Below are 22,154 nucleotides of genomic sequence, written 5' to 3'. Positions count from 1 at the left end.
CACGTTACATAAAGAAGTCGAGCAGGTAACCCGCGCCAACCGCCATGGTGAAAATCACTAGTAGGAAAGCGAGGATTAACCGCGATTTAAAGATCGAACGCAGCAGGATCACTTCTGTGAGGCTCGCCCCGGCACTACCGATAATCAGAGCCATAACAGCGCCAAGTCCCATACCTTTGGCCATCAAGGCACTGCTAATAGGAATGACAGCTTCGGCGCGGATGTACAGCGGCACACCAATCACCGCAGCAATGGGAATGGCTGCAGGATTGTCCGCTCCGGCGTACCGGGCGATAAAATCGGCAGGCAGGAAACCATAGATCAGCGAGCCAATGGATATGCCAAGCGCCAGATAAGGCAATACCTGCTTGAAATCCTTCCAACTCTGCTGCCATGCCTCGCGCACAACGTGCAGCCGCTCTGATCCGTTGGCGGCCTTGGTGGATGTTGCCGAACCACAGCAGGTTGTTGCCTTGCTTTGAACAGGCTTGGCAGTCTCGCAGCACGATGAAGAGGCGGGGGCCTCCTTTTCGGCTACTGGTGCTGGCGCGCCGCAACAACTGGATTGCGGCTCATGAGCCGAACCGGAGCAACTCGCCCCGCCGCAGTTTGTTTTTGCTGTGGCGCTCTCGCTGCGGACATAACGTTCAAACCCCAGCTTTTCGAGGGTGAAACCGGCAAGAACTGATACAACCATAGCCACGCAGAAATAGTAGAGCGCGATCTTCCAGCCAAAGGTCACGGCAAATAGGCCGATGATAATCGGGTTCAACAACGGCGAGGCGAACAAAAATACCAAGATGGTACCAAATCCGGCCTTGGCGCGCATCAATCCCTTAAGAAAGGGAATGGTCGAGCAAGAGCAAAACGGAGTGATGGCCCCCAATAACGCAGCGATCACATAGCCGTGCTTGTATTTGGAGGAGAGCAGCCGCTCTATTTTCTCAGGCGGGATATAGTGCTGCAACAGCGCGACGACAAAGCTGATCGCAAGAAAGAGCAGCGTCAGCTCGACAAACAGAAATGCGAACATCTCGAAAAAGGCGATCAAGGGTGCGGGCATTGGTGCCTCCTTTTTGTTATTGATCGCTAAAGTACGATTATATAGTAATATGTCAACAAGATTCGACATATTGCTTCTTCTCTTTATGTCGAGTGTTCAGCGGGGAAAAGCAGCAGTGCGGCACGGGTAACTCGAACTAATCAAGATGCGGAAACACACTATTAAGCAAAATCGGCGATAGTGCGCTTCCAAGGAAACTGAAGTAGATGCAAAATGGCTCTACGCAGTGCAAAGGTGATTGTTTGTTTTGAGTAGCGCCCGCACCCGCCAACGGCGGCAAACCTCTTTTATCAAAACCTTTATCGGACCGACATTGACGTTGGCTTCGATTGTCTATTTTGGCTTTCAGGCCCTCAACGGGCAATTCGGTCTGGTAGGCAAGGCGCAGATTGAAAAAGAAATCATGCGCCTGGAGTTGGAAAGAGATCGCTTGCATGCGGAACGGGTCACGTTGCAGCGTCGCGTGCAGCTGCTCTCACCAGATAGCCTCGACCCTGACTTGGTGGACGAGCGTGCACGCGCATCGCTTAATCTGGCGCACCCCAATGAAGTGGCCATCATCATCCATCGTGAACAAGCCGCCAAAACGACACCTTAAAAACTATAGGCACACATTAATCGCCCTGTAGCACACTGCCGCTATCTTGGTTCCACCGCAACCTGTGCTTTGGAGCTTTTGCATGATCACGCCCTATCCTCGCAGCTTTTCCCATATTGGCATTTCCGTGCGCGATGTCGCCGCCGCGGTAGAGTTCTACCACAAGGTTCTAGGTTGGTACGTCATAATGCCAGCGACAAAGGTCGTCGAGGATGACAGTGCCATCGGTCAAATGTGCAAGGATGTTTTCGGCACAGGCTGGGGGCATTTTCATATTGCACATCTCTCCACCGGCGATCGGATCGGCGTGGAACTGTTCCAGTTTGCCAATCAACAAGACCGCGAAGACAATTTTGAATATTGGAAGAGCGGCATCTTTCACTTTTGTATTCAAGACCCCAATCTGGAAGATTTGGTGGAACGGATCGTCGAAGCCGGCGGCAAAAAACGCATGCCAGAGCCGCGCTATTACTATCCGGGGGAAAAACCCTACCGCATGATCTACATGGAGGATCCATTCGGAAACATTCTAGAGCTATATAGCCATAGCTACGAGCTTCACTATTCAAGCGGCGCCTATTCATGACGCAAGACGTGCCGAACAGCGCCTTGACATAGCCGGACAAGGCGCGCACCTGATGTTGTTTTGTTGGTCACTTTTTTCTGGACCACCTTTTTGATAGGCAGGGGCCGTGCTTTGCGTTAAACAGCGCGGCAAACACATCACTAGGATTAGCCCGTGCCCCGCTATGCGCTTCTTGTCCATCCCGGACACAATCGAATTTACTTTGAAACCGCCCTTGCCATTTCCCAGCTGGAGCTGACTGCCCTATTGCAAGCTGCGGGCCAAGCCCCGCAGGGCATGGAAATCGTTGCACAAGCGGGCATTCCAACTACGCTACGGTTTTCATTGGAAGGCGAGGCAATGGCCCAGACGCTTGCGGCCATCGCGTGCTCTTCGTCCTGCCTTGGCCTGTTTCAAGTGATCGAGCAAGACTTGCTGCGCCCGGTTGCCTTGCCTCAGATCGGCACCTTCCCTGAAGGCATGAACCAGATTCTTCGCTATTCAGGTAAAACCAACGAGCAGTTTACCCGGCTCATGGTCAACCTTGCCAAAAGCGCATGTCTGAGTGAAGGCGCACAAAAAACACTGCTCGACCCCATGTGCGGCAAGGGCACAACCTTGCTTGAAGGTCTGATCCGCGGAGACAATGTCGTTGGCGTTGAGATCAACGACAAATGGCTCACCGATATGCAGGCCTATTTAATCCGCTACTTAAAAACCGGACGTTTTAAGCATCGCATTAAGAAAGAGAAACGCTCAGATGAGAGAGGGCGTAAGTTGGCGGATGGTTTCCTTATCGAAACCGCAGCAACCCGTGATGACTTTGTCGCCGATGCGCGCCAGAAGCTGCAGGTCTTTGCCAGTGATACCCGCAATTGTGATCGGCTGCTGCGCAAACAAAGCTGTGATATGATCGTCTCGGATCTGCCCTATGGCGTTCAGCATGGCAGCAAGACCGCAGCAAAAGCAACACCGGCTAAAGGCACGATCACGCGCCGACCCGATGAGCTGCTTGCCGAAGCCTTGCCAGGCTGGGTACGCGCAATGAAGCCCGGTGCCTCGCTGGTGATCTCTTTTAATGCCTTTACATTGAAAACGGATAGGGCAGCTGAACTGTGCACACAGGCAGGGCTGCAAGTACTGACAGAGGCACCCTTTGCCGGCTACGCCCACCGCGTTGACCAATCGATCAACCGTGACCTAGTCGTCGCCCGTTTGCCCCTCTAGGCAAGATAAATTCAAGTCCGGCAGGCATGGTTGCACTTAACTGTCGCCGCCGGACCTCCCAATTTTATTAAACCGGAATAGGGCACACGTGGCGCCGGTTTAAACGTGATGAGCCAACAAGTGCGCAGCACTTTAATGCGCTCTTTGCGCACGAATCAAACGTAGTGTTGTAAAGCACTGCCAATGCAACTAAATGCAGCAAGACAAGCGTCGGCTCGCCAAAAAAGCAAGCGACAGAAGGCAACAGACACCGCCTCTGCCACTTGTATTATCAGCAGAACTGGCAAGAATATTGACGTTTTATTGACCCTGACCATCGCCGCCGCTTGATCCGGTAGAGCCCTCTCGCCTACAAGCCCAGTAGTAAACCTCCAAGCTTGTGGGCTGATTAAATTAGATCGACCTAATGCAGTGGTGCGGTAGAATCTGCCAAAATCGTTTTCTATGCGGAGGTCGAAAAGCAAAATATCATCTTAAATTAACTTGATATGTGTTAAATTATACAAATTAACTGAAAATAGGTTAAATTCAATATATTAATAAATACAATTAGTTATCTGATTAACTTCGTAGTTTTGCGCGGCTTGGCATCTATTGTCGCACAGAGTAGTGTCAGGCCTTGAGTATAACGTCAAAAGAGACGAGAGCATATGGCTGGAACACAATCTAAGTCTTCTGGTGGTCGCTCCAAGGGACCGTCCAAGGCAGCAGGCGCGTTGAAGAACGTACCGAAGACCGTCGAGTTCACCAAAGAGGAAGAACTCAAAGCCTACCGCGAAATGCTAATGATCCGCCGCTTTGAAGAAAAAGCTGGGCAGCTCTACGGCATGGGCCTGATCGGCGGCTTCTGCCACCTCTACATCGGTCAGGAAGCCGTTGTTGTTGGTATGGAAATGGCGAAAGAGCAGGGCGATCAGATGATCACCTCCTATCGCGACCACGGCCATATGCTGGCATGTGGCATGGATCCTAACGGCGTGATGGCCGAACTCACTGGCCGTCAGGGCGGGCTGTCCAAAGGTAAGGGCGGTTCCATGCACATGTTCTCTAAAGAAAAAGAGTTTTACGGTGGTCATGGTATCGTTGGCGCACAGGTGGCGCTGGGAACCGGGCTTGCCTTCGCCAACCGTTATAAAGAAAACGGCAAAGTCTCCATGGCCTTCTTTGGCGATGGCGCCGCAAACCAAGGTCAGGTTTACGAGAGCTTCAACATGGCAAAGCTCTGGGATTTGCCTGTGATCTACGTGATTGAAAACAACAAGTATGGCATGGGCACCTCTATCGAGCGCGCCTCTTCCACCACCGATTTGTCTCAGCGCGGTGCCTCCTTCGGCATCCCGGGCGTTCAGGTTGATGGCATGGACGTGCGCGCGGTTAAGGCTGCGACCGACTACGCCATGAAGTGGTGCCGTGAAGGCAACGGTCCTTACATCCTAGAGATGATTACCTACCGCTACCGTGGCCACTCCATGTCCGACCCGGCCAAGTACCGCTCTAAAGATGAAGTGCAGAAAATGCGCTCCGAGCATGATCCGATCGAACAGGTTCGCGCCCGCCTGCTGGAGCAGAGCTGGGCCTCTGAGGAAGACCTCAAAGCCATCGATAAAGAGGTTCGCGCTGTTGTGGCAGCTTCCGCCGAGTTTGCCCAAACCGATCCAGAGCCGGATGCTTCCGAGCTCTACACAGATATCATTCTATAAGGCGGGGACAGGTAACTCATGGCTATCCAGATTTTGATGCCGGCTCTTTCGCCAACCATGGAAGAGGGCAACCTTTCCAAGTGGGTCAAGCAAGAAGGCGATGCCGTCTCTGCCGGCGACGTGATTGCAGAAATCGAAACCGATAAAGCGACCATGGAAGTGGAAGCGGTTGACGAGGGCATTCTTGGCAAAATCCTCATTGCCGAAGGCACCGAGGAAGTAAAGGTCAACACCCCGATTGCAGTTCTGCTGGAAGAAGGCGAAGACGCCTCTGCCGCAGATAGCGCTGGCAGTGCCCCAGTCGCAGCACCAGCTGCTGAAGCGCCAGTGACCGCAGAAGCCGCACCAACGGCACCTGCTGCCCCTAAAGCGCCGGTTGAAGTTGTCAAGTTGGCTGATCCGGAAATTCCGGCGGGCACCGAGATGCGCCAGACCACCGTGCGTGAAGCACTGCGTGATGCTATGGCCGAAGAAATGCGCCGCGACGAGACCGTGTTCCTCATGGGTGAGGAAGTGGCCCAGTACCAAGGCGCCTACAAGATCTCGCAGGGCCTTTTAGACGAATTCGGCGACAAGCGTGTGATTGACACCCCGATCACCGAGCACGGCTTTACCGGCCTTGGCGTTGGGGCGGCGATGGCAGGTCTGCGCCCGATTGTTGAATATATGACCTTCAACTTTGCCATGCAGGCAATTGACCATATCATCAACTCCGCAGCCAAAACCCTTTACATGTCTGGCGGCCAGATGGGTGCGCCGATGGTGTTCCGTGGGGCAAACGGTGCAGCAGCGCGTGTGGGTGCGCAGCACTCGCAAGACTATGCTGCATGGTACGCCTCCATTCCGGGCCTGAAGGTTGTTCAGCCTTACTCCGCAGCCGATGCAAAAGGCCTGCTGAAAGCCGCGATCCGCGATGATAACCCGGTTATCTTCCTTGAGAACGAGATTCTCTACGGCCAAAGCTTCGACGTGCCGGTTATGGACGACTACATCGTGCCGATTGGCAAGGCGAAAGTTGTGCGTGAGGGCACCGATGTAACCATGGTTTCTTGGAGCATCGGTATGACCTACGCCACCAAGGCAGCCGATGAGTTGGCAGCCCAGGGCATTTCTGTTGAGCTGATTGATCTGCGCACCATTCGCCCGCTTGATATGGAAACGATCCTTAAATCGGTTCGCAAAACCGGACGTTTGGTAACCGTTGAAGAAGCTTTCCCGATCTGTTCGGTGTCTTCTGAAATCGCCTTCCAGGTGCAGCGCGATGCCTTCGATTACCTTGATGCGCCTATTCTGCGGATTACCGGTAAAGACGTGCCAATGCCATACGCTGCCAACCTTGAAAAGCTGGCGCTGCCAAATGTTGGCGAAGTCATCGACGCGGTGAAAGCCGTGACCTACACCGCTTAAGGCAAGGAAGAGAAATCAATGGCTATTCAAATTTTGATGCCAGCGCTTTCCCCAACCATGGAAGAGGGCAACCTTGCCAAGTGGCTGGTGAAAGAGGGCGATACGGTTTCTGCCGGTGATGTGATTGCTGAAATCGAAACCGATAAAGCAACCATGGAAGTTGAAAGCATCGACGAGGGTGTTGTTGGCAAGATCCTCGTTGCTGAAGGGACGCAGGGCGTAAAAGTGAACGAGCTGATCGCCGTGCTTCTGGAAGATGGCGAAGACGCATCTGCTGCAGACAATGTGGGCAGTGCGCCGGCACCTGCGGCAGCGGCTGCACCCGCACCAGTCGCAGAAGCTCCTGCTGCAACGCCAGCAGCAGCGCCTGCTGCGGCAACTCCGGCAGCAACTGGTGAGCGCGTGTTCTCCTCTCCTTTGGCCCGCCGTATTGCCAAGCAAAACGGTTTGGATGTGGCGCTGATTTCCGGCTCCGGCCCTAAAGGCCGTGTTGTCAAGCGAGATGTTGAGGCTGCGCTTGCAGCTGGCACTGGCAAGCCTGCCGCTGCTCCTGCTGCGCAGGCACCAGAAGCTGCGGAAGCACCAAAGGCGGTTGCCCCTGCTGGTCAGTCTGACGAAGCGATCCTCAAGCTGTTTGACGAAGGCTCCTATGAGCTTGTGCCCCATGATGGCATGCGCAAGGTCATCGCCAAGCGCCTGACCGAATCCAAGCAAACAGTGCCGCATTTCTACCTCACTGTAGAGTGCCAGCTCGATGCTTTGCTCGCCCTGCGCGCGCAGCTCAACAAATCCGCACCAGTGGATAAAGACGGCAAGCCAGCCTACAAGCTCTCGGTCAATGACATGGTCATCAAAGCCCATGCCTTGGCGCTGAAAGCGGTACCGGCGGCCAACGCGTCTTGGACAGATGGCGGTATGCTGTTGCACAAACATGCGGATGTGGGTGTTGCGGTTTCCATCGATGGTGGCTTGATTACGCCAATCGTGCGCCGCGCAGAGGAAAAGACCCTCTCCACCATCTCCATCGAGATGAAGGACTTGGCCAAGCGGGCGCGTGAGCGCAAACTGGCACCGCAAGAGTTCCAAGGCGGCACCACTGCGGTTTCCAACCTTGGCATGTTCGGCGTGAAGAACTTCTCTGCCATTGTGAACCCCCCGCATGCAACCATTCTGGCCGTTGGCGCTGGCGTCAAGCAGCCGGTTGTGAATGCCGAGGGCGAGATTGTGCCTGCCACCGTGATGTCTGTGACCATATCAACAGATCACCGCGCGGTAGACGGTGCATTGGGCGCAGAGCTGCTGCAGGCCTTTAAAGGCTACATCGAAAACCCGATGTCCATGCTGGTCTAATCCAGACAAGAGCAGGGGGCCCGCGCCCCCTGTTTTGCATAGAACCAAGCCGGTTGAGCGCCCGTTTCTCCCGGCACCTTGAACAACACCGGTGGCGCCTGCAAAGAGCCTGCCCACCGTATTTGAGGATAGCATGATGAGTGGCACCAATTACGACGTCATCATTATCGGCTCTGGCCCGGGCGGTTATGTCACCGCCATTCGCGCTTCCCAGCTGGGCCTGAAAACCGCGATTGTCGAGCGCGAGCACATGGGCGGCATCTGCCTCAACTGGGGCTGTATCCCGACAAAGGCTCTGCTGCGCTCTGCCGAAGTCTACCATAATATGGCGCACGCAAAGAACTACGGCCTGTCTGCGGAAAATATCAGCTTTGATGCCGCAGCCGTGGTGAAACGCTCCCGCGGTGTGTCTGGCCAGCTCAATGGCGGCATTGGCTTCTTGATGAAGAAGAACAAGGTCGACATTATCTGGGGTGAAGCGAAAATCACCAAGCCGGGCGAGATCTCTGTTGGTGCTCCGTCACGCGCAGCCTACCAGCCGCAGCACCCGGCGCCAAAGGGCACCAAAGGGCATGGCACCTATTCTGCCAAGCACATTATCATTGCCACCGGCGCCAAGCCGCGCGTTATTCCGGGCATTGAGCCAGATAAAGAAAACATCTGGACCTACTTTGAAGCCATGGTTCCGGAAAAAATGCCAAAATCCCTGATCGTCATGGGGTCCGGCGCCATTGGTATTGAGTTTGCGTCCTTCTACAACACCATGGGTGTTGATGTGACCGTCATCGAAATGATGAAGAACATCATGCCAGTGGAAGATGTCGAAATCTCCGCTATTGCTAAAAAGCAGATGGAAAAGCAGGGCATCAAATTCATTACCGAGGCAAAAGTCTCCAAGGTGGTGAAGGGCGGCGGTAAAGTTACCGCTGCTGTTGAAACCAAAGACGGCAAAACCCAGCAGCTGGAAGCGGAAAAGCTGATTTCTGCTGTGGGTGTTGTCGGCAATATCGAAAACATCGGGCTTGAAAATGTTGGCGTGAAAACTGACCGTGGCTGCGTTGTCATTGATGGCTTTGGCCGCACCAATGTACCGGGCATCTACGCCATTGGTGATGTGGCGGGGCCGCCAATGTTGGCGCACAAAGCCGAGCATGAAGGCGTGATCTGTGTTGAAAAAATTGCCGGTCTTGATGCCCATCCAATGAAAAAAGAGCAAATCCCGGGCTGCACCTACTGTAACCCGCAGGTAGCTTCTGTTGGCCTCACTGAACAAAAAGCGAAAGATGCGGGCTATGAAATCCGCGTAGGTCGCTTCCCGTTCATGGGCAATGGCAAGGCAATTGCGCTTGGTGAGCCGGAGGGTCTTGTCAAAACCATTTTCGACAAGAAAACTGGTCAGCTTTTGGGTGCCCATATGGTTGGCGCTGAAGTAACCGAGCTTATTCAGGGCTTTGTGGTTGCGATGGGTCTTGAGACCACCGAGGAAGAGCTCATGCACACGGTCTTCCCGCATCCAACTCTTTCTGAAATGATGAAGGAAAGCGTGCTCGATGCCTATGACCGTGCACTGAACATGTAGGCAAATAGGGGTGCAGCCTGCGGGCTGTACCCTATCCTTTTTGGGCAATATCGCTGTTGTATTTGCTTTTTGGATGCAACTGCCATACTGCTTGGCAAAACATAAAGTGTCGCAGGCAAGCACCGGGCAGCGCCCGAAACTTGATTTATCGATACAAAGCTCCATGTGGACCAAATGGTTACAATCGTAAACACACTCAATCGCCCAAAAGATCTTGTGAGTGCAGCCGCAGCCGCTGCCCCGGCCACGCCGCCACCTGCGGCGGAGCCAATTGCGGAGAAGGCACGTCCGCGCCATCCCGAAAAAGCCCATCGTCCGGATCAGCAAGTGGCCCGCAAGCCGAAATGGATCCGCGTTAAGGCACCAACTTCGCCGGTTTACAAAGAAACCCACGAAGTGGTTCGCCAGAACAATCTGGTTACCGTTTGTGAAGAGGCGGGCTGCCCCAACATCGGGGAATGCTGGTCGAAGAAACACGCCAGCTTTATGATCCTTGGAGATACCTGTACCCGTGCCTGCGCTTTTTGTAATGTACGCACCGGGATGCCCGGGCCAGTTGATCAAAATGAACCCGGCGGCATTGCAGAGGCCGTAGCCGCCATGGGCTTGGAGCACGTCGTGATAACCTCCGTGGATCGTGATGATCTTGAGGATGGCGGCGCCACCCACTTTGCCAATGTCATCAAGGCGATCCGCGAAAAATCACCAAGTACCACCATTGAGGTACTAACCCCAGATTTCCTGCGGAAAGAGGGCGCGCTTGAGATTGTCGTTAAGGCCAAGCCGGATGTGTTCAACCACAATATGGAAACCGTGCCATCCAATTACCTGAAGGTGCGTCCGGGTGCGCGTTACTTCCACTCAATCCGCCTGTTGCAGCAGGTGAAGGAAATCGACCCGGACATGTTCACTAAGTCGGGTATCATGGTTGGCTTGGGTGAGGAGCGTAACGAAGTCCTGCAGTTGATGGATGACTTACGCACAGCTGATGTGGATTTCCTAACCATTGGTCAGTATCTACAGCCAACCAAGAAACACCATCCCGTGATGAACTTCCCTACACCGGAAGAGTTCAAGGCCTATGAGCGTATCGCCTATACCAAAGGCTTCCTCAAAGTGTCCTCGAGCCCGCTCACGCGCTCCTCGCATCACGCGGGAGACGATTTCAATGATCTGAAAAAGGCCCGTGCGGCCAAAATGGGGCAGGTCGCCTAATCTATTGGCATACTGAATATAAAAGGCCGGAGCAAATGCCCCGGCCTTTCTTGTTTTGCAATCACCCCATTAGAAATGGTAGGCGACGCCGACACCGTAGGTGTGCTGACCGGTATCATCCTTCACGGTCTTGTTAACTATGTCGCGGTTTAGATGATACGATCCCTTGTTGTATTTCTTATACTGGTATTCGCCGCGAATAGAGACATTATCTGTCACTTTCCACTCAACACCACCGCCAACGCCGTAGTAGAACTTATTATAGGTCTTATCCAGTTTAAAATAGTTCTGGCGCACATTTACGCGCTCCATACCAAAGCTTGCTTTGGCAAATGGCATAAAGTCGCCAACGGCAACACCAACACGCAGCCCAACATCACCGCCAAAGCGGTTTTGTACGCCAAAGTCTACATTATCGCCTTTCATAGCCTTTTTGGCTGAGGTGTTGTTGACGGAAAATGTGGTTTCCAGGCCTGTCACCAAGTAGTCGTTGAAGACGTGGTTATAACCGGCGTAAAGGCTACCGCTAAAGTAGCTTTTCGTTCCCTTTAGGGTGCCTTCGTCTCTCACAACCTCTGGCAATTTGGTGGTCATATTGTTGTAGTCGGCTTTTACACCAACGTAGGAGCCCTGCCATTTTTCAGCGGCAGTAGAGCCTTCATTCGCCAAGACAGCACTGGTTGCGGCAATGGAGAGCGCCGCGGCAATAGCGAGTGTTTTCACAGTGGTAATTCCTTATAGTAACTAACGTAGGGTTGATTAGTTGCTACAGGAAAATCCAATTGTGCCCTACGGCACTTTGTAAAGAACTGAAAATATACGCAATATCTAACCTGAGGTAATTTAGGGGCGAGCGGCGCTGTTTTTGCCACGGGTTGTACAGATTTATGTTACGCGCTTGCCAGACTGCAACCAAGTGTCATCAACGACTGGACATATAAAGGCTTGCGCACTAAAACCAGCGGATAATTGAAAGTGCAGGGAATTAAATGCCGTCCTTTGAGAACACCCGCCGCGTCGCTCATAACGCGCAAGATATGTTTCGTCTTGTGGCTGATGTGGAGAATTATCCGCACTTCGTACCGTTGTGTCAGGCGCTGGTGGTGCGGGGGCGAAAGCCCTTAACCGACGGTCGTGAGGTGCTGGTTGCAGATATGACCGCAGCCTATAAAGTATTCAAGGAGACGTTCTCCAGCCGCGTTCTGCTAGATCCAGAAAGCAGTAAGATACTGGTAGAATATCTGGATGGTCCATTTAAACACTTAGAAAACCACTGGCAATTTATTGAGGTTGGTGAAAAAGCGTGTGACGTGCACTTCTACATAAACTACGAGTTTAAAAGCCGCACCTTGGGGGCGATGATGGGCGCCATGTTTGATCGCGCTTTTGCTAAGTTCTCCGAGGCATTTGAAGCGCGTGCAAACCTAATATACAAACCTGCAATGGGTACCTCTTAAGGCAGCTACTCGGCGCTTTCAGCCGGTGGAAGTAAGCCTCGTAACGGCTTTTCTTTGCGGAACAGGCTAAGCAAGCCAGTTTCCTCATTACGTTTATTGAATGTTTCGCGAATTTGGTCAAAGCGGCGCGCCATCGTCTGGCTTTGCTTCGGTCCTTCGATGGCTTCCTGCAGGGTGGTTTTAATGCCGACTTGCCGCAATGTGACTTGGCGATTTGGAAACGCGCAGACTTCGATCCAGCCATCCGCGCTATTGCGTTCCACTGCGGTGTGATAGCCTTTTATATCCAGATCTTTTGCCCAGACGACCGAGCGAGGTCGCACATAGTAGCTTTTGCCGCAGAACTGTACATAACGGAAGCCGATTTTTGCGTGGCTTTGCAGCTGGTGCCCCTCAAAAAAACCACCATTTCGATCCCGTGCAACCAGATAAAAATCTTGCGCAGCAACAGAGCCGGGCAAAAGCAGAAGCAAAGCGGCAAGGCTGATGGCATTCATTGCTCCCCCCAATAGGCTCTCGCGCAAAAGATTTTACGGCGCGTGTTTGCAACTTTATCTAGAACTATCAGAGTTTTGTGGGAGGAGCTAGCCTTATGTATGCCCTATAGTCCGCAACATCTCCAGCGCAGTGAAGATCGCTGCTTCGCGCACTCCGTTGCGGTCTAGATTTGTGTTGCAAATACGCTTTGAAAACAAGAGGCCGCTGGTTGTTGCTGCGCAAAGATGTACTGTGCCAACCGGTTTGATTGTGCTGCCTCCACCGGGTCCGGCGATACCTGTTATGGACAAGGCAGCTTCTACCGGCGCATGCGCGAGTGCCCCGCGGGCCATCGCCATTGCAACAGGGGCACTTACAGCGCCGTAACTTGCTAACAGCCACTCCGGCACGCCCAGCATTTCTGCCTTTGATTGATTGGTGTAAGTGACAAAGCCACGCTCAACCACGGCAGAGGAGCCGGAAATATCGGTCAAAAGGCCGCAAAGAGCTCCGCCAGTGCAACTCTCCGCTGTCGCAAGGTGCCAGCCCCGTGCCTTGTAGATGTCAAGTAAAGCCGAAGCGCGGTCAGTCAATTCCTGTGAAAACATAGTGGCCTCCAAGGCGTTCAGCGTAGTTCGTCTTCAAAGGGCAGCCGCAGCGTTGCGCTTGCCATGGCAGCAATACCTTCTTCTCTGCCGGTAAAGCCAAGGCGCTCGGAAGTGGTCGCCTTCACGGCAACTCTGCCAAGGGGCACATCGCAAATCTTGGCGATGCTTTGGCGCATGGCTTCGCGGTGCGGGCCAACTTTAGGGGCCTCGCAGATCAGGGTAACATCCAGATGGGCGATGCGTCCGCCCCGTGCGCGCACCTTGTCGGTAGCATAGCGCAGGAACTGGTCGGAGGCAGCGCCCCTCCACTGCGGATCAGAGGGCGGGAAATGACTGCCAATATCCCCGTCCGCTAAAGCGGCAAAAATGGCATCGGTAAGCGCATGCAAACCAACATCCGCATCAGAATGCCCTTTGAGCGTTTGCGTGTGGGGCACTTTCACGCCGCACAGCATCGCATGGTCGCCGTCTTCAAAGGCATGCACGTCATAGCCGGTGCCCACCCGCACATCCGCCTGGGCGAGAAGTGTTTCTCTCTCAACTTTCATTCGGGCGCGCTCCAGATCTGCGTATTGCGTAATTTTGACATTCTCCGCTGATCCCTCTACCAGCCGAACCATACCTCCGTTCCACTCGATGAGCGCGGTATCATCGGTAAAATCGAAGCGCTGCGCCTCGGCGGCCCGCTCATGGGCGCGCAAAATCGCCGCAAAAGAAAAGCCTTGCGGCGTTTGTGCGGCAAAGAGCCCATCACGCGCAACGCTTTCCTGTACGTGATGGTCTGGCCCGGCGCGCTTCAGGCTATCGCTGATTGCAATCGCCGGTAATGCCGCCTGAGCGCCGTCATTAAGTGCTTTCAGCACCGCCTTGCAAACGGCGGCGTCAACAAACGGGCGTACCCCATCATGAATAAGGACAAGGCGTGGCGTGCTTCTGTTTTGTAGGGCCCGCAAACCATTCAAGACAGATTGTTGGCGTGTCGCACCGCCGACAACTGGCGTGCGCAGTGCCGGTAATTCTAACTCTGCTATTGCTGAGGCGTAAAGCGCTGTGTCGTCGCCGTGAATCACTGGTGTCAGCGTAGCGCCGGGTAGGGCCTTTGCCAGCGCTGCCAGCGTATGATGTAAAACTGGTTTTCCCCCAAGATCTTTGTATTGCTTGGGGCCGCGGTTCGCCGGGTCTACCAAGCGCTCCCCGCGCCCTGCGGCAACAACCAAAACCGCAACGTCAGTGTAAGGGGCTGGGTCAATAGGGGGGGCGTGCATCGCTCACTCTTTTACTGGCCAAAGATGGAGGTTCAGCGCTGTTGTAATCTTATCCGACACGGTCTCACAAGCAAATGCCGTGCTTTTCCCGCAATATTTGCTTGCGGGCGCTGGTATAATGACTAGTATATAGGCAAGAAATTTTATGCCTAAGTTTAAGGCAGATATATCGCGAGTGACCCAGAAGATGTTATCAATCGGCCCCGTGCCGCTGCGCAATAAAGTTATTCTCGCCCCCATGTCCGGGGTGACGGACCTGCCGTTTCGTCGTTTGGCGCTGCGTTTCGGCGCCGGGCTGGTGGTCAGCGAGATGGTTGCCAGCGACGCTTTGGTGACGGGCCACCCTGAAAGCCTGATGCGCGCAGAAGGTGAGGGCATCAAACCACATGTCATCCAGCTTGCCGGTAAGGACGCCCAGTGGATGGCAGAGGGCGCAAGGATTGCCCAAAGCGCTGGCGCGGATGTGATCGATATCAATATGGGCTGTCCGGCTAAAAAGGTGACCTCCGGCTATTCCGGCTCCGCACTCATGAAAGATCTGGATCACGCCCTGACCTTGATCGAGGCAACAATTGGCGCTGTGAGTGTGCCGGTTACCCTAAAAATGCGTCTTGGCTGGGATGAAACCTCGATCAATGCCCCGGAGCTTGCGCAGCGCGCCGAGGCTGCCGGAGTGCAGATGATTACCGTACATGGCCGGACCCGTAGCCAGTTCTACAAAGGCAAAGCGGACTGGCAGGCCATCAAGGCCGTGCGTGACGTGGTCACTGTGCCTTTGGTCGCCAATGGTGATTTGACCGATTTTGGCGATGCAGATGCCATGATCGCCGCCTCTGGGGCTGATCTGGTGATGGTCGGACGCGGGGCTTATGGCCGCCCTTGGTTACCCGGCCACATCGCCCACTATCTGGCAACAGGTGAAAAACTTGCTGCGCCCAAGGGGGCGCAGCTCGGCGAGCTGATCTGCGAGCACTACGAGGCCATGCTGGCCCATTACGGCTTAGATGTTGGCCTGAAAGCGGCGCGCAAGCACATTGGCTGGTATCTGGAGGCAAGTGGTACCCTGCAACATGCGCCCGATGGGTTTATGCGCAAACTGCAAACCTCGCTGGAGCCGAAGGTTGTCACCACAACCATCCGCGAGTGGTTTCAAGGTGATGGCGCCGCCGATTAACGCAAGCAATTCGTTTATTTAAATAAAGGAGCAAGATCGATGACAATCAACGCAAGTGGAGAGGGGCAACTGGTGCTGGATTCTTTGCCCCACCCGGTGATTGTCATCGGCGCTGATAATCATATTATTGCTGCCAACAGCGCTGCGGAGAACTTCTTCCAAGCCAGCTTTCAGGTCATGCGGCGACATGTCTTGTCGTGGTTTGTACCCTTTGGTAGCCCGCTGCTTTCCTTGCTGGAACAGGTGCGCCAGCGCGGCGGCGCGGTAAACGAATACAAAATTGATATTTCCTCCCCGCGCATCGGTCAGGAAAAGCTCGTGGATGTACACGCATCGCCCATGAGTGAGCGCCCCGACGCCGTCGTGCTGCTGTTTCAAGAGCGCTCCATTGCGGAAAAACTGGATAAACAACTCACCTCACGCGGGGCTGCGCGCACCGTCACTGGCCTTGCTGCCATGTTGGCCCACGAGATCAAAAATCCGCTTTCCGGCATACGCGGTGCTGCACAACTTTTAGAAACAGAGGCTAGCGATGAAGATCGCGCGCTAACCCGCCTTATTATGGAGGAAACTGACCGCATCGTGAAGCTCGTCGATCGCATGGAAGTGTTTTCCGACGAGCGCCCCATAGACCGCGACCCAGTTAATATTCACGGTGTGCTGGATCATGTAAAACGGCTGGCGGAAAACGGCTTTGCCCGCCATATCAAGATCAAAGAGCAATACGACCCCTCCCTGCCGCCAGTCTACGCCAATCGCGACCAGCTCATTCAGGTGTTTCTCAATCTGGTGAAGAATGCAGCCGAGGCACTGGAGGGGCACGCCGCGCCACAAATCACCTTGACGACCGCCTTCCGGCCCGGAGTTCGCCTTTCCGTACCCGGTGCTCAAGAGCGTGTCACGCTGCCGCTGGAGTTTTGTATCTGCGACAATGGTCCGGGGGTACCCGATGATCTGCTGCCGCATTTGTTTGAACCTTTTATTACCACCAAGACCAATGGCTCGGGCCTTGGTCTTGCGCTGGTCGCCAAAATTGTTGGCGACCATGGCGGCGTGATTGAGTGCGACAGCACGCCAAACGCCACCACTTTCCGTGTTTTGATGCCTGCCTCCCCCCGCAGTGAGGCCCTAGAGCAAAAGGGTGTTGATGATGCCTAATGGAACCATACTTATTGCCGATGATGATGCCGCCATCCGCACCGTTCTCAATCAGGCGCTCTCCCGCGCTGGATTTACCGTGCGCCTCACGTCCAACGCCGCTACTCTGTGGCGCTGGGTCTCTTCAGGCGAAGGGGATCTGGTGATCACCGATGTGATCATGCCCGATGAAAATGCCTTTGATGTCATCCCCCGCATTCGCAATCTGCGCCCCGATCTTCCAATCGTGGTGATGAGCGCGCAAAACACCTTCATGACCGCCATCAAAGCGTCGGAGCTTGGCGCCTATGAATACCTGCCAAAACCGTTTGACCTAAAAGAGGTGGTTGGCATCGCCGGCCGCGCCGTTTCTGAAAAGCAGGCGCGGCAAATCACCGGTGCACAAGAAGGCGCGGACAACATCCCCCTCGTTGGCCGCTCACCTGCCATGCAAGAGGTTTACCGCATTCTTGCCCGGTTGATGCAGACCGATCTCACAGTGATGATCAACGGGGAAAGCGGCACCGGCAAAGAGCTGGTGGCAAGAGCGCTGCATGACTTTGGCAAACGGCGCAACGGACCCTTCGTCGCCGTGAATATGGCCGCAATCCCTCGTGATCTTATCGAGTCTGAGTTGTTCGGCCACGAAAAAGGGGCTTTTACAGGCGCACAGGCGCGCATGTCCGGCCGTTTTGAACAGGCCGATGGTGGCACGTTGTTCTTGGACGAGATCGGCGACATGCCCATGGAGGCCCAAACCCGTCTGCTACGGGTGTTGCAGCAGGGGGAATACACAACTGTGGGCGGCCGCAATCCCATCAAAACCGATGTGCGCATCATCGCCGCAACTCACAAGGATCTGCGTCAGGCCATCAATCAGGGCTTGTTCCGCGAAGATTTGTACTTCCGCCTTAACGTGGTGCCCATTCGCTTGCCGCCGCTGCGCGAACGCACAGAGGATATTCCGGATCTGGTGCGGCACTTTTTCGCGCAGGCCGAAAAGGAAGGCTTGCCTGCCAAGCAAATCGAACCAGCGGCTCTTGATCGCCTGCGGCGTTATCGCTGGAGTGGCAACGTGCGCGAGCTGGAAAACATGGTGCGCCGCCTTACCGCGCTTTATCCGCAAGAAGTCATTACCGCAAATCTAATAGAAATGGAGCTGTCCCAGCCCGCCGCAGATCAGGCCGTTGCCGCTAGCGAGGGGAACGGAACGGGAGAAATCCCAAGCATCAGCGAGGCGATGGAGCACAACTTGTCCTCTTACTTTTCAGAGTTTGGTGATGATCTACCGCCCCCCGGCCTGTATCACCGCATTCTGCGAGAGGTCGAACTACCCCTTATCAGTGCAAGCCTAGCGGCCACCCGTGGCAACCAGATCAAAGCGGCTGAGCTGCTTGGCCTAAATCGCAACACCTTGCGCAAGAAAATCCGCGATCTGGAAATCCCCGTGTTCCGTTCTTCGCGCTAACAGGGCTTCCCTTCTCGCCATAAACCCATAGGAACCCGGCGTCACCTTGTGCGGTGTGGCTGGGTTTTGCTCTATAAAACCCTAGTCTATGGGTTTTCTCGGTTTTCCGCAGTTGCAAAACCTCCTAAAATTGTTTGTGGCATGATTGCAACAAGGTGTGCTAAGACTGCAACGCTTCACACCAAGTGCTTTGTTGATTTGGACCAACCAGATGATTTCAAAAACCGGTAAAGCTGCGCCAGCAGGCCCGCGTGGCCTTCTGGCAGCTCTGCAAAACCACCGCTCCCGTGTCCTTGGTTTTCTTGTGGTGCTGCTGTCACTGGTCTCTATCGTTGTCTCCTTTGTTATTTTGATGGGGCTCTCTCCCATTCAGCCCACACAAGACGTTGTCTACACGGCGCTGGCTATCAACTCCGGCTTTGTGCTTCTTCTTCTGGGTCTGATCCTCTGGGAGTTTCATAAGCTTTTAAAAGCCCGCCGTAAGGGGCGCGCAGCAGCTCGCCTGCATGTGCGGATTGTGGCGCTGTTCTCCATTGTTGCAGCGGTACCTGCCATTTTGGTTGCGGTTGCCGCCACCATTACCCTTGATCAGGGCCTTGATCGCTGGTTTGAAAAGCGCACCCGCCAGATTATCTCCAATGCGCAATCCGTCGCCGCTGCCTATGTGCAAGAGCACGGCAATATCCTGCGCTCCGGCCTGATTGCCATGGCCAAAGATGTCAATTCCAACCGCAATTCCTACTATTACGACCCAACCCGCTTTGACCGTTTCTTCGAGACACAGACATGGATCCGCGGTTTCTTAGGGGCATATATACTCAAGCGTGATGGCACGGTGGTTATGCGTGTGCTGCGCGATCCGGATGTGGAGCCGCTGCTCCCACCGGAAATTGCCATGCGCCAAGCGGAGGAGGGCACAGCAGTCCTCATCGCGCCGGGGGTGTCCAACCTTGTTGGCGGCGTAACCAAACTGACCGATTTTGACGAATTGTATCTCTACGTTTCGCGCGCGCTGGATCCGCGCGTCGTGGAGTACCAGCGACTTGCAGAAGCAGGGGTAAGCGAATATGCCGAGTTGGAGCGCCGCCGCGTTGGCGTACAGCTCGCTTTTGCCATTGTCTATGTAGGTGTTGCCCTTGTGCTGCTGCTTTCTGCCATGTGGGGTGGCTTTGGCTTTGCCAACCAGTTGGTGCGCCCCATTCGAAACCTCATTGGCGCAGCTGATCAAGTCTCAAAGGGAAATTATTATGTGGAGGTTGAGGTCGACAAAGCCAGTGGTGATCTCGGTAATCTTGGTCAAACCTTCAACAACATGACCGGCCAGCTGCGCGGCCAACGTGACGCACTGCTGGCCGCCAACGACCAGATCGACCGCCGCCGCCGCTTTACCGAGGCAGTTTTGTCTGGCGTATCTTCCGGTGTTATCGGCCTTGATGACGATGGCGAAATTTCGCTAGTAAACCGGTATGCGACCGAAATGCTTGGAAGCTCAGCAGAGGTGCTCCATGGACAGAGCATCTATCATGCCATCCCCGAACTCAGTGAACTTGTGAAAAAGGCACTCCAGCAAGGTGCTTTGGACGGCAGTGAAGGGCAGGTAACCCTGCAGCGGCGCGGGCGTGAACGCACCATCAATGTGCGTGTGACCACCGAAGAGGCGAACAGAACCGAGCACGGCTTTGTGGTCACGCTGGATGATATCACAGATCTGGTGGCAGCACAGCGCAACTCCGCATGGGCTGACGTTGCCCGGCGGATCGCACATGAAATCAAGAATCCATTGACCCCAATTCAGCTTTCTGCCGAGCGTATTCGCCGCCGCTATGGCAAGCGCATCGATGCGGACGACAAGGAAGTCTTTGACCGCTGCGTCGACACCATCGTCCGTCAAGTGGGCGACATTGGCCGCATGGTTGACGAGTTTTCCTCGTTTGCCCGCATGCCCAAGCCGCGCAAAGAACAGGGCGACCTGCGAGACACAGTAAAGGAAGTTGCCTTTATGCGCGCTGTCACCTCCGAAGCGGTGAAAATCAGTTGCAACCTGCCTGATGAGCCGGTTGAAGTGCTGTACGACAGCCGCCTTGTGGGGCAGGCGCTTGGCAACACCATTAAAAACGCAGGTGAAGCAGTGGAAGCCTATCTGGCAGCCAATGGCGGCGGTGAGGGGACCATTCAGGTCAACCTGCATCGCTACGGCGCCAATATCCAGCTTGATGTGATTGACAGCGGCGTAGGCCTGCCCAAGGAAAACCGTCAGCGCCTGCTGGAACCTTACATGACAACGCGAGAGAAGGGCACAGGCCTTGGTCTGGCCATTGTGCGCAAGATAATGGAGGATCATGGCGGCGGTATCGAGCTGCTCGATAGCCCGGCCGTTGCCGAAGGCGGCCACGGTGCATTGGTTCGCCTGATCCTGCGTGATACACGCGCTCCTATTGAAGAAAATGCCTCTGCAAACGATGAGGGACTTGAACGTGGCAAGTGATATTCTGGTAATTGATGATGAAGCCGACATCCGCGAATTGATCTCCGGCATCTTGGAGGACGAGGGCTACGACACCCGTATGGCGGGGGACAGCGACACCGCACTGGCCGCCATCGCCGATCGCCGCCCATCGTTGGTGGTGTTGGATATCTGGCTGCAAGGCTCCAAGCTGGATGGTCTGGAATTGTTGGAGATAATCCGCGAACAAAACCCAGACGTACCAGTGGTGATTATCTCTGGCCACGGCAATATTGAAACCGCCGTCGCCGCGATCAAAAAGGGCGCCTACGAATACATCGAAAAGCCATTCAACGCCGACAAGCTGGTTCTGGTGGTGGATCGGGCGCTGGAATCCTCGTCTCTGAAAAGGGAAATCAAGGACCTCAAGCAGCGCTCTGCCGATGCGGAACAACTGGTGGGCTCCTCAAGCGCCATGAACCAGCTACGCCTATCGCTGGAACGCATCTGCCTGACAAACTCGCGCGTGTTGATCACCGGTCCCTCCGGCTCTGGTAAGGAGTTGGTGGCACGGACAATTCACGATAATTCCCCGCGCGCCAAGTCGCCCTTTGTGGTGCTCTCGGCGGCCACCATCACCCCCGAGCGCATGGAAGAGGCGCTCTTTGGTATTGAGGGTAACGAAAAGGAGCCGCGCAAAATCGGGGCGTTGGAAGAAGCTCACGGCGGCACGCTTTATCTCGATGAAATCGCCGATATGCCTCGCGAAACCCAGAACAAAATCCTGCGGGTGCTGGTGGATCAGGCGTTTAATCGCGTGGGCGGCGGCACAAGAGTGAAGGTGGATGTGCGCATTCTCTCCTCCTCTGCCCGCAATCTGGAGCAGGAGGTCGCGCTTGGCAATCTGCGCGAGGATCTGTACCACCGCCTCGGCGTGGTGCCGATCCGAGTACCGGCCTTGGAGGAACGGCGTGAGGATATTCCGCAGCTTATCCACTACTTCATGCAGCAAATCTCCACCGCCTCCGGCCTGCCAATGCGCCGCATCGGGGAAGACGCCATGGCGATCCTGCAAACCCATGATTGGCCGGGCAATCTGCGCCAGTTGCGCAACAATGTGGAACGCTTGATGATCCTCACCAGAGGAGATCAGGAGGCTGTGATCACGGCTGATCTGTTGCCCGCAGAAGTTGCGTCCACAATTCCCAATATGCCCGGTGCAGGTGGCGGCGAAGAGCTCATGAGCCTGCCGCTGCGCGAAGCGCGCGAGCAATTCGAGCGTGAATACCTGAAAGCGCAGGTTAAGCGCTTTGGTGGCAATATCTCCCGTACAGCGGAATTCGTAGGTATGGAGCGTTCGGCGCTGCACCGTAAGCTGAAATCACTGGGCCTGAACTAAGCAGGCAGCACTAAGAAATCCG

General features: G+C 54.8%; 19 protein-coding genes. 14 read left to right on the top strand and 5 right to left on the bottom strand.

Going from position 1 to position 22,154, the window contains the following annotated elements; all coding sequences use genetic code 11:
• Window positions 1–4 precede the first annotated feature (4 nt).
• Window positions 5–1,063 (bottom strand): permease, encoded by a 1,059-nt coding sequence (locus tag AYK82_RS05145; RefSeq protein ID WP_068312166.1) that lies wholly within the window; start codon window positions 1,061–1,063, stop codon window positions 5–7.
• A 247-nt stretch (window positions 1,064–1,310) separates the two neighbouring features.
• Here AYK82_RS05145 and AYK82_RS05140 point away from each other — a divergent pair, with 247 nt between their 5' ends.
• The 8 genes from AYK82_RS05140 to lipA all read left to right on the top strand — a co-directional run bounded on the left by AYK82_RS05140 (window position 1,311) and on the right by lipA (window position 10,704).
• Complete coding sequence (locus AYK82_RS05140; RefSeq protein ID WP_172795188.1) at window positions 1,311–1,661, top strand: FtsB family cell division protein; 351 nt, start codon at window positions 1,311–1,313, stop codon at window positions 1,659–1,661.
• An 82-nt stretch (window positions 1,662–1,743) separates the two neighbouring features.
• On the top strand, window positions 1,744–2,247 hold the full coding sequence (locus AYK82_RS05135; RefSeq protein ID WP_068312163.1) for a lactoylglutathione lyase family protein: 504 nt from the start codon (window positions 1,744–1,746) through the stop codon (window positions 2,245–2,247).
• A 153-nt stretch (window positions 2,248–2,400) separates the two neighbouring features.
• Window positions 2,401–3,453, top strand: coding sequence for a TRM11 family SAM-dependent methyltransferase (locus tag AYK82_RS05130; RefSeq protein ID WP_068312160.1), 1,053 nt, complete (start codon window positions 2,401–2,403; stop codon window positions 3,451–3,453).
• A gap of 650 nt (window positions 3,454–4,103) precedes the next feature.
• On the top strand, window positions 4,104–5,153 hold the full coding sequence (gene pdhA / locus AYK82_RS05125; protein WP_068312158.1) for a pyruvate dehydrogenase (acetyl-transferring) E1 component subunit alpha: 1,050 nt from the start codon (window positions 4,104–4,106) through the stop codon (window positions 5,151–5,153).
• Between the two features lie 18 nt (window positions 5,154–5,171).
• Window positions 5,172–6,560 carry a pyruvate dehydrogenase complex E1 component subunit beta gene (locus AYK82_RS05120; protein ID WP_068312155.1) on the top strand — a complete coding sequence of 463 codons (1,389 nt, stop codon included), beginning with the start codon at window positions 5,172–5,174 and terminating at the stop codon, window positions 6,558–6,560.
• An 18-nt stretch (window positions 6,561–6,578) separates the two neighbouring features.
• Window positions 6,579–7,910, top strand: coding sequence for a pyruvate dehydrogenase complex dihydrolipoamide acetyltransferase (locus AYK82_RS05115; RefSeq protein WP_068312152.1), 1,332 nt, complete (start codon window positions 6,579–6,581; stop codon window positions 7,908–7,910).
• Between the two features lie 136 nt (window positions 7,911–8,046).
• The gene (lpdA, locus tag AYK82_RS05110) at window positions 8,047–9,489 is read left to right on the top strand and encodes a dihydrolipoyl dehydrogenase (RefSeq protein ID WP_068312506.1); all 1,443 of its coding nucleotides are present in this window, start codon (window positions 8,047–8,049) and stop codon (window positions 9,487–9,489) included.
• Window positions 9,490–9,663: 174 nt separating this feature from the next.
• Window positions 9,664–10,704, top strand: a complete 1,041-nt coding sequence (gene lipA, locus AYK82_RS05105; RefSeq protein WP_082733764.1) for a lipoyl synthase — start codon at window positions 9,664–9,666, stop codon at window positions 10,702–10,704.
• 69 nt (window positions 10,705–10,773) lie between these two features.
• On the opposite strand, the gene AYK82_RS05100 is transcribed toward lipA, so the two are convergent.
• Window positions 10,774–11,427: an outer membrane protein gene (locus AYK82_RS05100; RefSeq protein WP_068312149.1), complete on the bottom strand. Its 654-nt coding sequence runs from the start codon at window positions 11,425–11,427 to the stop codon at window positions 10,774–10,776.
• Window positions 11,428–11,693: 266 nt separating this feature from the next.
• Here AYK82_RS05100 and AYK82_RS05095 point away from each other — a divergent pair, with 266 nt between their 5' ends.
• The gene (locus AYK82_RS05095; RefSeq protein WP_082733762.1) at window positions 11,694–12,161 is read left to right on the top strand and encodes a type II toxin-antitoxin system RatA family toxin; all 468 of its coding nucleotides are present in this window, start codon (window positions 11,694–11,696) and stop codon (window positions 12,159–12,161) included.
• 5 nt (window positions 12,162–12,166) lie between these two features.
• On the opposite strand, the gene AYK82_RS05090 is transcribed toward AYK82_RS05095, so the two are convergent.
• The 3 genes from AYK82_RS05090 to AYK82_RS05080 form a co-directional block, all read right to left on the bottom strand.
• A complete protein-coding gene (locus AYK82_RS05090) occupies window positions 12,167–12,658 on the bottom strand; it encodes a hypothetical protein (RefSeq protein WP_068312146.1) in 492 nt (163 codons plus the stop codon).
• A 93-nt stretch (window positions 12,659–12,751) separates the two neighbouring features.
• Entirely contained in the window at window positions 12,752–13,246 is a 495-nt protein-coding gene (locus tag AYK82_RS05085; RefSeq protein ID WP_068312143.1) for a CinA family protein, read from the bottom strand.
• Window positions 13,247–13,263: 17 nt separating this feature from the next.
• Window positions 13,264–14,511 carry a bifunctional 2-C-methyl-D-erythritol 4-phosphate cytidylyltransferase/2-C-methyl-D-erythritol 2,4-cyclodiphosphate synthase gene (locus AYK82_RS05080; RefSeq protein WP_082733761.1) on the bottom strand — a complete coding sequence of 416 codons (1,248 nt, stop codon included), beginning with the start codon at window positions 14,509–14,511 and terminating at the stop codon, window positions 13,264–13,266.
• A 145-nt stretch (window positions 14,512–14,656) separates the two neighbouring features.
• Between AYK82_RS05080 and dusB the strand changes: the two genes are divergently transcribed.
• The 5 genes from dusB to ntrX all read left to right on the top strand — a co-directional run bounded on the left by dusB (window position 14,657) and on the right by ntrX (window position 22,132).
• The gene (gene dusB, locus AYK82_RS05075; protein WP_208976400.1) at window positions 14,657–15,685 is read left to right on the top strand and encodes a tRNA dihydrouridine synthase DusB; all 1,029 of its coding nucleotides are present in this window, start codon (window positions 14,657–14,659) and stop codon (window positions 15,683–15,685) included.
• A gap of 39 nt (window positions 15,686–15,724) precedes the next feature.
• Window positions 15,725–16,843, top strand: a complete 1,119-nt coding sequence (locus AYK82_RS05070) for a two-component system sensor histidine kinase NtrB (RefSeq protein WP_068312139.1) — start codon at window positions 15,725–15,727, stop codon at window positions 16,841–16,843.
• Complete coding sequence (gene ntrC, locus AYK82_RS05065; RefSeq protein ID WP_068312486.1) at window positions 16,836–18,290, top strand: nitrogen regulation protein NR(I); 1,455 nt, start codon at window positions 16,836–16,838, stop codon at window positions 18,288–18,290. The genes AYK82_RS05070 and ntrC overlap by 8 nt, the downstream gene beginning before the upstream one ends.
• Window positions 18,291–18,501: 211 nt before the next feature.
• Window positions 18,502–20,775: a sensor histidine kinase NtrY-like gene (locus tag AYK82_RS05060; RefSeq protein ID WP_082733774.1), complete on the top strand. Its 2,274-nt coding sequence runs from the start codon at window positions 18,502–18,504 to the stop codon at window positions 20,773–20,775.
• Complete coding sequence (gene ntrX / locus AYK82_RS05055; protein ID WP_068312136.1) at window positions 20,765–22,132, top strand: nitrogen assimilation response regulator NtrX; 1,368 nt, start codon at window positions 20,765–20,767, stop codon at window positions 22,130–22,132. The genes AYK82_RS05060 and ntrX overlap by 11 nt, the downstream gene beginning before the upstream one ends.
• Window positions 22,133–22,154 lie beyond the last annotated feature (22 nt).

It is taken from the genome of Polycladidibacter hongkongensis, assembly GCF_001561995.1.
Classification (GTDB): Bacteria; Pseudomonadota; Alphaproteobacteria; order Rhizobiales; family Stappiaceae; genus Pseudovibrio; species Pseudovibrio hongkongensis.
Note: the sequence above shows the minus strand (reverse complement) of the source record. Positions and strands in the feature narration are given on the sequence as shown.

Excerpts from the sequence above, each read along its gene's own strand:
- AYK82_RS05145 (WP_068312166.1), bottom strand. The coding sequence starts at position 1,063 with ATGCCCGCACCCTTGATCGCCTTTTTCGAGATGTTCGCATTTCTGTTT.
- AYK82_RS05135 (WP_068312163.1), top strand. The coding sequence starts at position 1,744 with ATGATCACGCCCTATCCTCGCAGCTTTTCCCATATTGGCATTTCCGTG.
- pdhA (WP_068312158.1), top strand. The coding sequence starts at position 4,104 with ATGGCTGGAACACAATCTAAGTCTTCTGGTGGTCGCTCCAAGGGACCG.
- AYK82_RS05120 (WP_068312155.1), top strand. The coding sequence starts at position 5,172 with ATGGCTATCCAGATTTTGATGCCGGCTCTTTCGCCAACCATGGAAGAG.
- AYK82_RS05115 (WP_068312152.1), top strand. The coding sequence starts at position 6,579 with ATGGCTATTCAAATTTTGATGCCAGCGCTTTCCCCAACCATGGAAGAG.
- lpdA (WP_068312506.1), top strand. The coding sequence starts at position 8,047 with ATGAGTGGCACCAATTACGACGTCATCATTATCGGCTCTGGCCCGGGC.
- lipA (WP_082733764.1), top strand. The coding sequence starts at position 9,664 with ATGGTTACAATCGTAAACACACTCAATCGCCCAAAAGATCTTGTGAGT.
- AYK82_RS05095 (WP_082733762.1), top strand. The coding sequence starts at position 11,694 with ATGCCGTCCTTTGAGAACACCCGCCGCGTCGCTCATAACGCGCAAGAT.
- AYK82_RS05090 (WP_068312146.1), bottom strand. The coding sequence starts at position 12,658 with ATGAATGCCATCAGCCTTGCCGCTTTGCTTCTGCTTTTGCCCGGCTCT.
- AYK82_RS05085 (WP_068312143.1), bottom strand. The coding sequence starts at position 13,246 with ATGTTTTCACAGGAATTGACTGACCGCGCTTCGGCTTTACTTGACATC.
- AYK82_RS05080 (WP_082733761.1), bottom strand. The coding sequence starts at position 14,511 with ATGCACGCCCCCCCTATTGACCCAGCCCCTTACACTGACGTTGCGGTT.
- dusB (WP_208976400.1), top strand. The coding sequence starts at position 14,657 with ATGCCTAAGTTTAAGGCAGATATATCGCGAGTGACCCAGAAGATGTTA.
- AYK82_RS05070 (WP_068312139.1), top strand. The coding sequence starts at position 15,725 with ATGACAATCAACGCAAGTGGAGAGGGGCAACTGGTGCTGGATTCTTTG.
- ntrC (WP_068312486.1), top strand. The coding sequence starts at position 16,836 with ATGCCTAATGGAACCATACTTATTGCCGATGATGATGCCGCCATCCGC.
- AYK82_RS05060 (WP_082733774.1), top strand. The coding sequence starts at position 18,502 with ATGATTTCAAAAACCGGTAAAGCTGCGCCAGCAGGCCCGCGTGGCCTT.